The following is a 15,479-nucleotide window of genomic DNA, read 5'->3' on the forward strand; positions in this document are numbered from 1 at the left end:
TCAACCGTGTGTCCCCTGTGCACGGTAGCCGCCGAGTGTTTCCCCAGGGGAACCGAGCGCGTTGGACACGTCTCGTGGCCAGGCCGCAAACCCGTCCGCGTGGTGACTTCAGGCGCGCTGGCCGCCCGAAGTCACCACGCTGGTGGTGGGGTGTGGTGACTTCGGGCGCGCTGGGCGCCTGAAGTCACCACGCGGACGCTGACCACGAAACGTGTGCCTAGAAGGTTCTGTCGCGCGGCAGCTCGGGGCGGGCCGGGGCGAGCCCGTCCGGCGGCACCCGGTCGTGGTCGCGCAGCCAGCGTTCGACCGAGGGCCAGTGCCAGAGCGAGGTCTCCGGAACCGGCGACGGGAAGTCCTCGCTGGACCGCCAGCGGTCGGCCGCCGCGATGCCGGCCCGGGCCCGGACGGCGACCTCGTGCAGGGTCACCAGCGACGCGTCGTCGCCGGCCCGCCGGTCCACGGTGGCCCAGACGGCGACCTGCGGCTCCTCCCAGCCGCGGGCGGCGAGCACGGTCAGTTCCCGGCAGGCCTGCCGCATCGCGTCGCGCAGCCGGTCCCGGTTCATCTCGATGGTGTCCCACACCGCGGCCCGGGCGGCCTGGATGCTGCCGAAGTCGCCGAGGTGGCCCAGCCCGTACGGCCGGGTGCCGACCTCGGCCGACCAGGTCCCGCGGTGTCCGGGCCGGACGGTGCCGGTGGTCAGTGAGGTGAACTCGGGCACCCGCACCGGAGAGCCGCACTCGCCGGCCAGGCGGCAGGCGGTGAGCACCTCGGCGACCGGGGTGGGCCGGGTGGACCGGGCTGTCGCCGCCACGTGCGCGGTCAGCCGGCCGGCGGGGGTGAGCCGCGACCACCACAGCTCCCGCATCCGGTCCAGCGCCTCGTCCACCGCGGACACCGGGGCGACCTCGGCGGCCAGGCCGGTGATCTCCCGGAGCAGGGCTCCGGCGGTCGGGTCGTCGGGTCGCGGCATGGACACCACCTCACGGTCGGTTCGGTCGGGGCCTTTCAGCATGACCGTCCGGACCATCGGCGGATGTCCCTTCCGGTGACGGGATCTGTCCGGTGTCCGACGGTGCGGTGGATCGAAGAAGACGACCGTGGCGTGACGATCACGTGACCCGATCCGGGGGTAGTCTCCTGCTGGCACGTCGATACTCATCAGTGATCATTAGTTGGCTATGGATAGGCATCGTGAATGGAAAGAGTGGGCGGCGGCAACCGGGATCTCGTACGCGACGGCACGTCGGCGCCATGAGTCCGGGACGCTGCCCGTTCCCCACCTACCGGATCGGTCGCCCGATCACGGTCGGAGAGCCGGTCGCCGTCGTGACCGATGACACCCCACCGGAAGGCGGGGCTGCCGACCGTGTGCTCATCAGAGCGTACTGAAAGGTAACGGACACGTGCCGAAGATCGTCGATCACGATCAGCGCCGGAACGAGATCGTCGAGGCCTTTCTCGCGGTGGTCGCCCGGGACGGGCTGCCCGCCGCCACCAGCCGGGCGATAGCAGCCGAGCTCGGCATGGGTGCCGGCGCCCTCTGGCACTACTTCGACGGGTTCGATGCGGTGGCAGCCGGGGCGTTCCACCGGATCACCGATCGGACCAACGACCGGATCGCCGCCGCGACGGCGTCCCGGCGGGGGCTGGCGGCGCTCGACGCGGCTCTCCGCGAGATCCTGCCGCTGGAGAAGGAGACCCGCGACGAGGCGCACGTCGTCGTCGGTTTCTGGGGGCGGATGGCCGCCAACGACACGATGCCCGTCATCAACGACGTCGTCGAGGACCAGTGGCGCGGCATGCTGCGCGACCGGCTGGCCGAGGCGGTGGAGGACGGCGACATCGACCCGGCCGTGCCGTACGACGAGGTCATCGACGTGCTGCTCTCCATCGCGCTCGCCCAGCAGGTGCACGCGGTGATGGGCTCACCGCTGTCCGAGCCGGCCCGGCAGCTGGCGATGATCGACCACTGTCTGCGGCCCTGGCGGCGTGCGGCCCGGTCCTAACGTCCGGTCAGCCGCTCCTGGGCCGCCGGATAGCGGTCGCCGACCACCTCGACCTGCGTGGCGGCCCGTTCGATCGCGGCCAGGTCGGTCTCGGAGAGGGCCAGGCCGGCGGCGCCCAGATTCTCCTCCAGGCGTTCGAGTTTGCGGGTGCCCGGGATCGGCACGATCCACGGCCGCTGCGCGAGCAACCAGGCGAGCGCGACCTGCGCCCGGGTCGCCCCGAGGCCCTCGGCGACGGTGCCGATCAGGTCGACAAGCTCCTGGTTGGCCGCCCGCGCCTCGGCACCGAACCGGGGCAGGCCGTTGCGCATGTCGCCCTCGGCGAAGGCGGTGTCCGTGGTGATCGCGCCGGTCAGGAAGCCGCGGCCGAGCGGGCTGAACGGGACCAGGCCGATGCCCAGTTCGGCGAGTGTGCCGAGGAGTTCCCGCTCGGGCTGACGCCACCACAGCGAGTACTCGTTCTGCACGGCGGTGACCGGCTGCACGGCGTGCGCCCGGCGGACCGTGGCGGCGGCCGCCTCGGACATCCCGAAGTGGCGCACCTTGCCCGCCGTGATCAGCTCCCGGACCGTCCCGGCGACGTCCTCGATCGGCACGTCCGGGTCGACCCGGTGCTGGTAGAACAGGTCGATCGTGTCGGTGCGCAGCCGCCGCAGCGAGGCCTCGGCCACCGCCCGGATGTTCTCCGGCCGGCTGTTCACCGCGCCGGGCACCTGGCCGCCGTCGGCGTCGAAGGCGAACCCGAACTTGGTGGCGATCACGACCTGGTCGCGGACCGGGGCCAGGGCCTCGCCGACCAGTTCCTCGTTGACGAACGGCCCGTACACCTCGGCGGTGTCGACGAGCGTGACGCCGCGGTCCACGGCGGCCCGGAGCAGGGCGATGTTCTCGGCGCGGCTCGGGCCGGGCCCGTAGCCGTGGCTCATGCCCATGGCGCCGAAGCCGATCGCGGAGACTTCGAGGCCGTTGCCCAGTGTGCGTATCTGCATGCCCGCTACGCTACGTCCCGCGCTATCCATGAAGGATGAACCGAAGACTGCTTCTCACGGCCGGTTCCGGAGTTCTCGGGGTGGCCGTCCTGAACACCGTCACCGGGTGCGGGTCGTCCCCGTCGTCGACGTCGCCGGCCGCGCCGGAGACGTCGGTCCCGGCCGCGGCCGGGCTGGGTGACTGGCACCGGGCCGACCTGTCGTTCGTCTCCGCCTGGATCCTGGTCCGCGGCGGTGAGGCGGCCGTCGTCGACACCGGCACCCCCGGTTCCGGGCCGGCGATCGAGGCCGCCCTCAAGGCCGCCGGCAGCGGCTGGGACCGGGTACGCCACCTGATCCTCACCCACCAGCACCAGGATCACGCCGGTGGGCTCGCCGAGATCGTGCCCTCGCTCTCCGCGAAGCTGTACGCCGGCGGCGAGGACGTCGCCTCGATCGTCTCGGACGTGGCGCTGACGCCGGTCGCGGACGGCGACGACATCTTCGGCCTGCGGGTCGTCGGCACCCCGGGGCACACCCTCGGGCACATCTCCCTCTTCGAGCCGGCCACTGGCGTGCTGGTGGCCGGGGACGCGCTGCGCAACCAGAACGGGCTGGAGGGTTCCGCACCGGAGTACACCGCGGACGCCACCCAGGCCGTCGCGTCGGTGAGGAAACTGGCCGTCCTGCCGGTGCGGGTGATCCTTCCCGGGCACGGGGATCCGCTGACCTCGGGCGCCGCGGACACCCTGCAGAAACTGGCCGCCACCCTGTGACCTCCGGACCCGGGCCGGAACCTCGCGGATGGGGGCGGTGAGACGGGCGGGGCGGGTGGGGACGTGCTTCACCGCGTACCCCGGAAAAAGCGGAAGGGAAAGTCCTGGCATGTGCCCCCGCGGGGTCTCGGCTGTGGGACGTTCGGCTATCGGGACATCGTCGAGGCGTCGGGAGAGCGGGAGGCGGGCCGGTGCCGATTTCGCTGCGCGGCGGCGACCCGGAGCGGGCCGGGGCGCAGCCGGACCGGCGTGATCGGCTGTGGCACGCCGTTCTGCTGACGGCCGGGCTGGTCGCCATCGGCGTGCCGCTGCTGGCGCCGGAGATGCGGATGGTCGCCTACCTGCCGGTGGTGGCGGTCGCGCTCGGTGCGGTGGTCACCGGGACGCGGCGTCCACGGATCGGCCCGCGCTGGCCGTGGTGGGTGATGGGCGCCGCGATGGTCTGCTCGGCGGTGGCCGGCGGATTCCCGGACTACACCGACGGCGTCGACGTGCTGCACGTGGTGATGTGCCTGCTGTTCACGATGGGGTTGCTGGGCCTGCCGGGCGGCCGGGAGTGGTCCGGCCTGACCGAGGCCGGGATCGTGCTGTGCACCGGCGCGGCCCTGGAGTGGGTGTTCCTCTACGACCCGCTGGTGCACGACCGGACCGCGACGCCGGCCGCCGAGAACACCATCGTCTATCCGATGCTGGATCTGCTGGTGCTCGGCGCGGTGGTCCGGCTGATCGTGGTCCGCGGCGGCCTGAACCGTGCGGAGATGGAGTTGGCCACCGCGGCGACCGTGCTCACCGCGGCCGACGTGATCTTCTTCGTGTCGGCGGTGACCGGCGAGTCGGGCGGGCCGGCCTGGAGCACGGTGGGCTGGCTGTTCGGGTTCCTGCTGGTCGGGACGGCGGCGCTGCGGCCGGAGGACACCGAGCAGCCGGGCGCGGATCAGGGCCGCCCGCACGGCTGGCGGACCGTGCTGGCCAACATCGTGCTGGTGCTGATCGGCCCGGTGGTGACGGTGTACCTGCTGATCACCGAGAACGACGGCGAGGACTTCGACAAGATGGACGTCCTGTTGCCGATGGGGTCGACCGGGCTCACCGCGGTGCTGCTGGTGATCCGGCTCAGCCACACGACGGCACTGGCCTACCAGCAGACCGCCCGGCTGCGGCAGGCGGTCCGGGAACAGGCCGGCCTGCAGGAGACGCTGAGTCATCAGGCCTCGCACGACGCGCTGACCGGCCTGCCGAACCGGCAGACGATGAAGGGCCTGATCGCCGACGTCGCGACCGGCCGGACCGGAGGCGCGTTCCTGCTGCTCGGCCTGGACGGTTTCAAGGACGTCAACGAACGGCTCGGCCATCCGATCGGCGACGCGCTGCTGATCGAGGTGGCAGCCCGGCTGAGTGCCGCCACCCGTGACGGTGAGACGGCGGCCCGGCTGGGCGGTGACGAGTTCGCGCTGCTGCTGCCGGGCAGCACCGCGGAGAACGCGGCGCTGCGGGCCGAGGCGCTGCTCGGTGAGCTGCGCCGTCCGGTGCTGGCCGGCAGTCAGTCGCTGCGGCCGAGCGCGAGCATCGGGGTCCGCGGCTTCGCGCCGGCCTCCGACTCGGTGCACATCCTCAGCGACGCCGACCTGGCCCTGTACGCGGCCAAGTCGGCGGGCAAGGACCAGGTCGCGGTCTTCGACCCGGCGATGCGCGAGGAGCAGGCCGAACGGATCCGCCTGCTGGACCGGCTGGGCGCGGCGCTGGACGCGGACGAGTTCGCCGTGCACTACCAGCCGATCGTCGCGCTGGAGGGCGGCACGGTCGTCGGCGTGGAGGCACTGGTGCGCTGGTTCCCGCCCGGGCAGAAGCCGGTCGGGCCGGACCGGTTCATCCCGGCAGCCGAGGACAGCGGTCTGATCATCGCGTTGGGTGAGTGGGTGCTGCGCCAGGCCTGCCGGGACGCCGTGGCGTGGCACCGCCGGTGGGGGACCGGGGTGTCGGTGAACGTGTCGCCGCGCCAGCTCGCCGACCCGGCGTTCACCGTGAAGGCACTGGGCGCTCTGCGCGACAGCGGCCTGCCGGCCACCGCGCTCACCGTGGAGATCACCGAGGGGGTGCTGGTGCGGTCGGGTGCACACGCCCAGCAGGCGATCGCCCATCTTCAGGCGCTGCGCGCCGAGGGGGTACGCGTAGCGATCGACGACTTCGGCACCGGCTACTCGTCGCTGGCGTACCTGCGGGACCTGCCGATCGATGTGCTGAAGGTGGACCGCGCGTTCATGCCGGAGGACGGCGCCGACACGTCCCAGCTGGCCCTGGTCCGCACGATCGTCGACCTGGCCCGCAGCATGGGCCTGGTGACGGTGGCCGAGGGCGTCGAGACCCCGGTGCAGGCCGACCTGCTGCGGGTGCTCGGCTGCACCCGCGGTCAGGGCTACTACTTCGCCCGGCCGGTCTCCGGCCCCGACCTGGAGGCGATGCTGACCGCGGCCGAATTGGCCCATGCGGGGTAGAACGAGCCCTGGAACGTTCAGTTCGCGCCGGACCCGGCCGAACAGGAGGGTGACGCCGGAATCGGAATGAGTGTGCGGGTGACGGAGACGGGCCGGGCGCGGGCACCGGAGCTGACCGACCTGGAGGTCGTCGACGAGCTGGGCCGGGGCGCCTTCACGACGGTGCACCGGGCGGTCCACGACGGTCGCTGGTACGCGGTCAAGCGCCCTCTCGCCGACCCCGACGAGTACCCGGCGATCCTGGCCTCCTTCCACCGCGAGGCCGCCCTGCTGGCCTGCGCCGCCGACCCGGGGGTCGTCGAGGCGCACGCGTCCGGCCTGCTCGACGGAGTGCCCGCGCTGGTCCTGGAACACCTGCCCGGCGGTTCGCTCGCCGACCAGCTGGGCGCCGGGGCACCGACCGAGGAGCGGGTGGTGGCGCTGGCCGCCCAGCTGGCCCGTGCCCTGGCCGCCGCGCACCGGGCCGGCCTGGTGCACCGCGACGTCAAACCCGGCAACATCATGATCGCCGCCGACGGCGCCGCAAAACTGATCGACTTCGGTCTGGCCCAGCTCGGCCGGCCTGCCGACCCGGCCGGCGACCGGGCGGTCGGCACCTTCCTGTACGCCTCCCCGGAACAGTCCGGCATGCTCAAACGCCCGGTCGACGGGCGATCCGACCTGTACTCGCTCGGCGTGGTCCTCTACGAATGCCTGACCGGGCGTCTGCCGTTCGAGTCGTCCGACGTGGGGGAGTTGCTGCGCCTGCACCTGACCGCGCCGGTACCGGACCCGGCCGTGCTGCGTCCCGGCCTCGCGCCCGCGCTGGCCGAGGTGGTGCTGCGCCTGCTGCAGAAGGACCCGGACGACCGCTACCCGGACGCCGCCGCCCTCCTCGACGGCCTGCGCGCCTGCCCCGGCGGTTCGGCCGAGGACCGTCCGGCCGCCGCCACCTGGCCGCTGATCGGCCGGTCCGCGGAACGGGACCGGCTGGCCCGGCGCTGGGAACGGGCCCGGGCCGGGCACGGCGGGATGGCGGTGCTGCGCGGCCGTCCCGGCGCCGGCCGGACCCGGCTCGCCGAACAGGTCGCCGCGGACACCGGTGACGTGCCGGTGCTCTGGGCGACGTGCCGGCCGGACGAGACCCAGCCGCTGGCCGCGGTCCGTGAGGCGGTCCAGGCCTGGGAGTCCCGGGTACGCCGCCTGCCCGCCGCCCGTCGCGCCGAAGCCGAGTCACGGCTGGCCGCGGCGGAGGCCACCGGCGGTCCTGCCCTGACCGGCGGGCTGCACGGCGGACGCGACGAGAACGTCATCGCGGCGTACGTCGCGTACCTCGCTGACCTGGCCCGCGGCTCCGGCGGCCTGCTGCTGGTCCTCGACGACGCGCACCTGCTCGACCCCAGCAGCCGCGGCCTGCTCAGCGAACTCGCCCCCGAACTGGCCGGGCTGCCGCTGCTGGTGCTGCTCACCGAGAACGGGGACTCGCCGGTCGCCGCCGAGGTCGCCACCGCCGGCCTGCTCGAGGTGGCCTGCCCGCCGCTGGCCCCGGTGGACGTCGCCGACCTGGTCGCCTCCCGGCTGCCCGGCGCCCGGGTCCCCGCCGAACTGGCCCGGCACGTGCTGGCCCGCTCGGACGGCCTGCCGCTGACCGCCGTCGGATATCTGGAACGGCTGCTCGACGCCGGCCTGCTCACCCCGCTCTGGGGTGAGTGGCTGCTGGACACCGCCGGCGCCGACGCACTGCCCAGCGGATCCGGGCTGCGTGACCTGATCGCCGTCCGGCTGACCGGGCTGCCCGAGGCGATCCTGGACTGCCTCACCGCGGCCGCGGTCGCCGGCACCCGGTTCCGTCCGGAGATACTCACCGCGGTGTCCGGACGCGGCGCCGACGAGGTACTGGCCGCCCTGGTCGTCGGCGTGGACCGGCACATGCTGGAACCGCGGCCCGGCGGGCGGTACGGGTTCGTCCACCCCCGTCTGCGGGCGGTCCTGCTCGACCGTCTCGGCCCGGACGAGCTGTGCCGGATGCACGCGGCGCTGGCCGTCGCGCTGTCCGCCCTGCCCGAGGGGGAACGGGACGCGGGGCACGCGTATGCGGTGGCCCGCCACTACCGGCAGGCCGGCGACGCGGTCCCGGACGAGGACCGCCGGCGCAGCGCCGCCACGGCCGGGTTGCGGGCGCTCGCCGACCAGGCCGCCACCGAGGCGATCGGGTACCTGTGCGAGGCCGTCGACGGCGATCCGGCGCCGGGCACCGAGCTGCTGCACGCGCTGGCCCGGGCCTACCTGCGGGCCGGCCGGGTCACCGAGGCCGCCGAGGTGCTGGACCGGGCCCTGGCCGGCGAGACCGACCGGCTGCGGCGGGCCCGGCTGCTGACCACCCGGATCGAGTTGCTGCACACCGTCTGGGACGACGAACAGGCTCTGGACGCGGTACGCGACGCGCTGCGTGAACTGGGCCGCCCGATGCCGGGGCGCAGCCTGCTGCTCCTGCTCACCACCGTGATCATCTCGGTCGCGGGTGGGCTGGTCCGGCGTACCCGGCTGCTGTACGGCTCGGTCCGCGGTCGGCAGCGGGCCCACCTGGAGGCGATGACCGCCGTGCTGGACGCCGGCGGGTACGCCGCCGCGGTCGGTGGACGCCTGCGCGAAGCGGGCATCCTCGCCCTGCGCGCCCTGTACGCGGTGAACCGTCTCGGCCCCAGCCCCCAATACGTCCGTGTCTACGCCCTCGTCGGGTACGTGGCGATGGTCGCCGGGCTGCGCCGCAGCGGCGAACGGCGGGTGGCCCGCGCCGCCACGGTCGCCGCCGCGCTCGGCGATCCGGCCCTCGGCGCCTACGTGGAGTGGATGCGCGGCTGCGGCATGCTCTTCGGCGGCCACGACGACGGCGCCGCCTGGGACCGCACCATCACCCGCAACGCCCGCTGGTACTCCCCGGCCCAGCTGATCCCCGGCCACTCGGCGCTCGGCCTGCGGTTCCTGCTGCGCGGGTACCACACCGAGGCGATCCGGGAACACGAGCGCGGCATGCGGGCGCTGAGCGACCCGAGCCTGGCACTCGGCACCGGGCTGGGCATCCTCAGCGTGATGATCCCGGCGTACCAGGGACGTTTCGGGGCGGCGGCGGAAGCCCTCGAACGGATGCGGACCTCGTTCCCGGACGGCACCGGCACCCGGGTGCAGCGGGCCAACATCCTCACCGCGGCCGCCTGCCTGCTCCTAGAACAGGGCGAACTCGGCCCACCGTTCGAGGACGTGATCGCCGGCTTCGACGCCATCGCCCGGCAGGGCGATCTGATGCCGCAACACAAGTGGACGTACGCGTTCAAGACGCACGCCCGCCTCGTGCAACTGCGCTACGCCCCGGACGAGGAACGCCCGCAGCGGCTGGCCGCGGTCCGCGACGCCGTCCGGGAGCTCGGCCGGGCCGGCGGGTCACCGCTGCTCCAGGCCACCCACCTGGCCGCGAAAGCGTCGCTCTTCCAGGCCCTCGGTGACCCGCGGCGCACGATCCGGACCGCCGACGAGGCCGACCGGATGACCCGGGAGCTGGACGCGCCCCTGCTCCAGTACGAACTGATGAAGATCCGGGCCCGGGCGATGCGGACCATCGGCCTGACCGCCGAATCCGACCGGCAGGCCCGCGCCGCCCTCACCCTGGCCGGGTTCTACGGCTGGGAGCAGCGCCGCCGCCAGGTCCGCACCGAGTTCGGCGTCGACGACGGCGGCGCGCACCGCCGCACCGTCGTCGGCGGCCGCACGGTCGACGCCGGGCGCAACCGCCGGCTGGAGGCGTTGCAGGAGGTCGGTGCGGCCGCCGCGACCATCCTCGAACCGCAGCAGCTGGCCCGGGTCGCCCTCGACGAGATGCTGCGCATCCTCGGCGCCGAACGTGCGCTCTACTTCCTGCTCGACGACGACGGCGAACCGGTCCGCTTCGCCGGGCGCGACGCCACCGGGGACCTGCCCGAGACGGTCGGGCACGCGTACTCGCTGGTCCGCCGGGTCGTCGAGATCGGCGAACCGATCGTGGTCAGCGGCACCGACCAGGGCGAGGTGGTCGGCTCCCGCAGCGCCGTCGAACACGGTCTGCGCAGCATCCTGGTCGCCCCGGTGCAGTTCAAGGGCCGCCTCGCCGGGGTCGTCTACCTGGACAGCCGCCTCGCCAAAGGGGTGTTCACCGACGACGACGTGGAGGTGCTCACCTCGATGAGCAGCCACGTCGCCGTCTCCCTGGAGACCGCCCGCGCCGCCCAGCTGCACCTGGTCGTGCAGGCCGCCCAGCAGCAGCAGGCCCTCGCCGAGATGCTGCAGGCGAGCCTCGCCGAACTGACCGCGATCCTGGAACCCGACCAGGTGCTGCGCCACCTCTGCGGGACGCTGCGTACCCAGCTCAACGCGGACACCGGCTTCATGATCGGCACGGACGGCACGGTCTTCGAGATCTTCGGGGACGCGATGGACGAGTTCGTCGGCATCCAGATCGAGGTGCCGGAGACCAGCGGCGACACCCCGGTCCTGCTGGACGCCTCCGGGCCGTGGGCGCCGGTCCTGCTGGGTGCGCCCACGGTGCTGGCCGTGCCGCTGCGCGGCCGGGGCGTCGACGTCGGGCTCGTCCTGTTCGGCGGGGTCGGGCTCGACGACACCTCCCGCCAGGTGGCCGCGGCGTTGGCGGGTCAGGGCATGATCGCGTACGAGAACGCGCGGTTGTTCAGCCGTGTCCAGGAGCTGGCGACCACCGACGAGTTGACCGGCCAGCACAACCGGCGGCACTTCTACGCGATCGGTGGCGCGATGGTGCTGACGGCGATCCGCAACAACCGGCGGGTGGCCGCGGCGATGCTGGACATCGACAAGTTCAAGGCGATCAACGACACGTACGGGCACGGCGTCGGCGACGAGGTGATCCGCGAGGTGGCCGGCCGGGTCAGCGGTCGGCTGCGCCACTCCGACGTGTTCGGCCGCTACGGTGGCGAGGAGTTCGCGGTCGTCCTGCCCGACCACGACGGGCAGGCCGAGGAGGTCGCCGAACGGATGCGCTCGGCCATCTCCAACGAGCCGATCCCGACGCAGGCGGGCCCGCTGCCGGTGACGATCAGCGTCGGGCTGACCGGTCTGCAGCCCGGCGACCAGTCCCTCGACGAACTGCTGGCACGGGCCGACCACGCGCTCTACCAGGCCAAAGAGGCCGGCCGCAACCGGGTCGTCTCCAGCTGACCGCCTCGGCTCAGTGGCGGCTTCCGTCCTCGGGCGCGGTCCAGCCGGAGGACCGGATCCACGTGGGCAGGTCCCAGACGGCCGGCTCGATCGCCGTCACCGCCGCGAAGTCCGACGGGTAGGCGGCCGCCGCGACGGACCTCGCTCGGATTCCGCCGCTCGCGGCGCGGAGGTGACGTTCTCAGAGGTCGTTGGGGCTGAAGTGCATGTAGTCCTTCAGCGTCTTCCAGCGGCCACCCCAGTAGAAGCCGTTGTCGGTGAAGGCGGCCACCGCGCCGTCCCCGTGGAGCATGCCGGGCAGGTACTGGTCGCGGGGGATCCACGGCTCGCTGCGGGGCGGGTCCAGGTAGTCGCCGCGGATCATCGGGTTCTGGCGCGGGTTCACGTCGATCGCCCGTCCGTAGGAGTGCTGCGACCAGCGGGTCGTTCCGGCGACGTAGCGGCACTCGTACCCGCTGGTCAGAATGCTCTTGTCGGTGAGGCCGGGCATGTTGACCGAGGCGGGCTGCATGACCAGGATCGGGAACCGCAGCCGGTAGAGGGCGGCGAACGACTTGCGGGTCGCGGTCACCAGGTCGCGGTGCATGATGATCGTGCCGTCGTGGGGGACGCCGGTGAAGTCGAGGTAGCGGACCCAGATGCGCCGCAGGTCGCTTGCCGGGACGGGGCACTTCCTGGTGGGGTTGCCGTTGGCCTCCTCCGCGGTGACGGTCTCGACGCGGGAGCGCCAGGGTGGCAGCGTGCCGGCGGGTGGGGTGAGCCGCAGCAGGCCGTCGACGCTGATCAGGTCGGCGTCCGCGAGAGTGTTCCATTTTCGCAGGTCAGCGGTGCCGATGCCGTAGCGGTAGGCGATGGCGGACAGCGTGTCGCCGGGCCGGATCACGTGCGTCACGGGGGCCGCGTCGGCGCCGGCGGGCCGGGTCACGGGCAGGGACGGGGCGACCGCGAGCGCTACCAGCGCCAGGGGTGGCACGACTCGGAGCAGGGATTTCCACACGATCATCGAGGGTTCCGGGCTCACGGCAGCGCGTACCCCTAAATCTGGATTTTTCATACTTGAATGGGCATCACCTCTACGCTGAAAAGTACGAGGACCGAAGCAAAACGTAGAGGAAGACAGACATGAAGAGGATCGTCTGCGTCGCGTTCGCCGCGGCCGCCGTGCTGGCTGTTCCCACCGCCGCCCAGGCCGAGGTCTCGCACGCCCGCACCAGCGGGGTCGTCCACCTCAACTGCCACGGAGACGTGGCCCCCGCGAGCTCGGACACCACCGGCGCGGCGGTGCACGCCGCCCGCGCCCTCTGACCGGAGCCGCAGAACAGGACGGACGCCAGCCGTATCGGCTGGCGTCCGTGTTCCACCGTCAGGACTTCGGGTCGTCATCCACGACAGCGGGCGTCAACTCCGGCGTGGTGTCCTCGATCGTCGGCGCCTCGGGCGGCGGAGGCGGCGAGTCGCTCAGCTGCTCGCGCAGGTAGTTCCAGAACACCGCGATCATCGCCGCCACCGGAACCGCCAGCAGACCGCCCACGATCCCGTAGAGGCTGCTGCCCAGCGTCACCGCCAGCAGCACCACAGCGGCGTGCAGGCCCAGCCCCCGGCTCTGGATCATCGGCTGGAAGACGTTCCCCTCCAGCTGTTGCACCGCGATGATGATCGCCAGCACGATCAGCGCCTTGGTCCAGCCCACGAACACCAGCGCGATCAGCACCGCGACCAGCCCGGCGAACAGCGCACCGATGATCGGGATGAACGCCGTCACGAACGTCAACACGGCCAGCGGCAGCACCAGCGGCACGCCCACGATCCACAGGCCGATGCCGATGAACACCGCGTCGAGCAGTCCCACGAACGCCTGCGAGCGGACGAACGCCCCCAGCGTGTCCCAGCTGCGCGACGCCACCTCGGGCACGTCGGTCGACAGCCGGCCGGGCAGCTGACGGCTCAGCCAGGGCAGGAACCGCGGGCCGTCCTTGAGGAAGAAGAACATCAGGAACAGCGCGAGCAGCGTGGTGACCAGCCCGTTCACCACCGTGCTCACCCCGGTCAGGGCGGCGGTGGCGATGCTGCCGACGCGGGCCTGAATCTGCTCGGTGGCGGTGTCCAGATAGGCACTGAGCTGGTCGTTGGTGATGTTCAACGGTGGTCCGGAAGCCCAGGACCGGACCGTGGAGATGCCCTCGATGACGCCGTTGGTGAGGTCCTTCGACTCGGCGGCGACCGGCGTGACGATGCCGACGATCGTGCCGGCCGCGAGGAGCAGGAAGAGCACCATGACCAGTGAGGCCGCCAGCGCCGGTGGCCAGCCGTGCCGCCTCAGGAACCGCACCGGCGGCCAGGTCAGCGTGGTCAGCAGCAGGGCGATGACCAGCGGCCAGATGATCGACCAGGCGCGTCCGAGTAGATCCAGCGTCACCCAGGTCATCAGCAGGACCAGCAACACCTGCAGGGAGATGCCGGCCGACGTGCGCAGCGCACGCCGGGACTTCCGAACGCTCACAGTGGTACCCATGCGATCACCCTAAGGAGCAACGGCCACTACCGCTTGACGGAACGCGCCGACACCTTGCGTAACGAAGCGCGCTGCAATAGAACCTTCTCCATGGCTCCCGATGAGGAACAGGCTGCGGCGCTGCAGTCCGACGTGCCACACGCGGCCCGCATGTGGAACTACTGGATGGGCGGCAAGGACAACTTCGCCGCGGACCGGGCCGCCGGTGACGCGGTCGCCCAGGTCTACCCGGAGATCGCGGTGATGGCGCGCCAGTCCCGCCGGTTCCTGATACGCGTGGTCCGGCACCTGGCCACCGAGGCCGGGATCAGCCAGTTCCTGGACATCGGCACCGGCCTGCCCACCATGCAGAACACCCACGAGGTCGCCCCGGACGCGACGGTCGTCTACGTCGACAACGATCCGCTGGTCCTGGCCTACGCCCGGGCGCTGATGGCCGGCGCGACCTATGTGCACGCGGACTACCACGATCCCGACGTGATCCTGGCCGGCGCGGCGAAGTCCCTCGACTTCAGTAAACCGATCGCGGTGATGTTCATGGGCGTGATGGGCTACGAACCCGACCTGGACCTGGTCCGTTCCCTGGTCGCGCGGATCGTCGAGAAGACCGCCCCCGGTTCCTACCTGGTCTTCTGGGACGGCACGAACACCACCCCCGAGGTCGTCGAGGGCGCCGAGAGGCTGGCCCAGTCCGGCGGCGTCCCCTACATCCTGCGCAGCCCCGAGGAGATCGCCTCGGTCTTCGAGGGCCTCGACCTGATCGAGCCCGGCGTCGTCCCGATCACCCAGTGGCGCACCGGCGACGACGACGCCACGTTCATCGACGCTTTCGGCGCGGTGGCGATCAAAACCTCGTGAGGGGGTACGCGTAACGGCCCGTTCCCGACCGCATTCGCATCGTCCTGCCTGGCCGCGGGGCGGCGGCCGCCGTCGGGGCCGGGCCGCGTCGCGCCCTCTCGCTCCCCGCCGCCGGTCACCCCAGGCGCGCCGGTCCTGCCTCGCCCCGCACCCGGCTGATCCGCGTTCGTGGTTCCGCCCGTGCGTGGCCGATCCACGGCGGCGGTCATCCGCCACCGCACCCCCGGAAGCTCGCCGGCACCCGCACCCGAAGAGCGCTGGCACCCGCACCCGAAGAGCGGCGGTGAGCGCACCCGATCAAGGGTTCGGGTGCGACTGCCACCCCTTAACGGCCGGTGACCGCCCCCGATCACGGTTTCGGGTGCCGTCGCCGCCCCCGATCACGGTTTCGGGTGCCGTCGCCGCCCCCGATCACGGTTTCGGGTGCCGTCGCCGCCCCCGATCACGGTTTCGGGTGCCGTCGCCGCCCTCGATCACGGTTTCGGCGAGAACTCCCGGCGTCCCGATCGAACTCGACGATCGAGACACCTCGTTCGACTCCGAACGTCGCGTCGTCCAGGCCCTGGTCGACCAGCCGGTCCAGCTCTTCGTCGGCCGGACGGCGATTCAGCACGATGGTGAAGGTGTGTGTCGGCACCGGCCCACCTCCCGTCAGGTGACCACGC

General features: G+C 72.4%; 11 protein-coding genes. 6 read left to right on the forward strand and 5 right to left on the reverse strand.

What is annotated here, in order from left to right; genetic code table 11:
- Window positions 1-217 precede the first annotated feature (217 nt).
- Entirely contained in the window at window positions 218-973 is a 756-nt protein-coding gene (locus tag WH85_RS00495) for a hypothetical protein (protein ID WP_157410654.1), read from the reverse strand.
- A gap of 433 nt (window positions 974-1,406) precedes the next feature.
- Between WH85_RS00495 and WH85_RS00500 the strand changes: the two genes are divergently transcribed.
- Entirely contained in the window at window positions 1,407-2,009 is a 603-nt protein-coding gene (locus WH85_RS00500; RefSeq protein ID WP_045739582.1) for a TetR/AcrR family transcriptional regulator, read from the forward strand.
- Here the strand turns inward: WH85_RS00500 and WH85_RS00505 are convergent.
- Window positions 2,006-2,998 carry an aldo/keto reductase gene (locus WH85_RS00505; protein WP_045739583.1) on the reverse strand — a complete coding sequence of 331 codons (993 nt, stop codon included), beginning with the start codon at window positions 2,996-2,998 and terminating at the stop codon, window positions 2,006-2,008. The two genes, WH85_RS00500 and WH85_RS00505, sit on opposite strands and share 4 nt — an antisense overlap.
- 35 nt (window positions 2,999-3,033) lie before the next feature.
- On the opposite strand from WH85_RS00505, the gene WH85_RS00510 reads away from it, so the two are divergent.
- From WH85_RS00510 to WH85_RS00520, 3 genes are all read left to right on the forward strand, one after another.
- On the forward strand, window positions 3,034-3,753 hold the full coding sequence (locus tag WH85_RS00510; protein WP_045739584.1) for an MBL fold metallo-hydrolase: 720 nt from the start codon (window positions 3,034-3,036) through the stop codon (window positions 3,751-3,753).
- Between the two features lie 191 nt (window positions 3,754-3,944).
- Complete coding sequence (locus WH85_RS00515; protein ID WP_052720036.1) at window positions 3,945-6,245, forward strand: putative bifunctional diguanylate cyclase/phosphodiesterase; 2,301 nt, start codon at window positions 3,945-3,947, stop codon at window positions 6,243-6,245.
- Between the two features lie 78 nt (window positions 6,246-6,323).
- Window positions 6,324-11,444 (forward strand): diguanylate cyclase, encoded by a 5,121-nt coding sequence (locus tag WH85_RS00520; protein WP_245673758.1) that lies wholly within the window; start codon window positions 6,324-6,326, stop codon window positions 11,442-11,444.
- Window positions 11,445-11,625: 181 nt separating this feature from the next.
- On the opposite strand, the gene WH85_RS00525 is transcribed toward WH85_RS00520, so the two are convergent.
- Entirely contained in the window at window positions 11,626-12,447 is an 822-nt protein-coding gene (locus WH85_RS00525; RefSeq protein ID WP_045739726.1) for a M15 family metallopeptidase, read from the reverse strand.
- Between the two features lie 119 nt (window positions 12,448-12,566).
- Here WH85_RS00525 and WH85_RS00530 point away from each other — a divergent pair, with 119 nt between their 5' ends.
- A complete protein-coding gene (locus WH85_RS00530; RefSeq protein WP_045739586.1) occupies window positions 12,567-12,749 on the forward strand; it encodes a hypothetical protein in 183 nt (60 codons plus the stop codon).
- 58 nt (window positions 12,750-12,807) lie between these two features.
- On the opposite strand, the gene WH85_RS00535 is transcribed toward WH85_RS00530, so the two are convergent.
- Complete coding sequence (locus WH85_RS00535; RefSeq protein WP_045739587.1) at window positions 12,808-13,956, reverse strand: AI-2E family transporter; 1,149 nt, start codon at window positions 13,954-13,956, stop codon at window positions 12,808-12,810.
- Between the two features lie 90 nt (window positions 13,957-14,046).
- Here WH85_RS00535 and WH85_RS00540 point away from each other — a divergent pair, with 90 nt between their 5' ends.
- Complete coding sequence (locus WH85_RS00540; RefSeq protein WP_045739588.1) at window positions 14,047-14,814, forward strand: SAM-dependent methyltransferase; 768 nt, start codon at window positions 14,047-14,049, stop codon at window positions 14,812-14,814.
- A gap of 442 nt (window positions 14,815-15,256) precedes the next feature.
- On the opposite strand, the gene WH85_RS00545 is transcribed toward WH85_RS00540, so the two are convergent.
- The gene (locus WH85_RS00545; protein ID WP_045739589.1) at window positions 15,257-15,451 is read right to left on the reverse strand and encodes a hypothetical protein; all 195 of its coding nucleotides are present in this window, start codon (window positions 15,449-15,451) and stop codon (window positions 15,257-15,259) included.
- Between the last annotated feature and the right edge of the window lie 28 nt (window positions 15,452-15,479).

Source organism: Actinoplanes rectilineatus, from assembly GCF_000962825.1.
Lineage (GTDB): Bacteria > Actinomycetota > Actinomycetes > Mycobacteriales > Micromonosporaceae > Actinoplanes > Actinoplanes rectilineatus.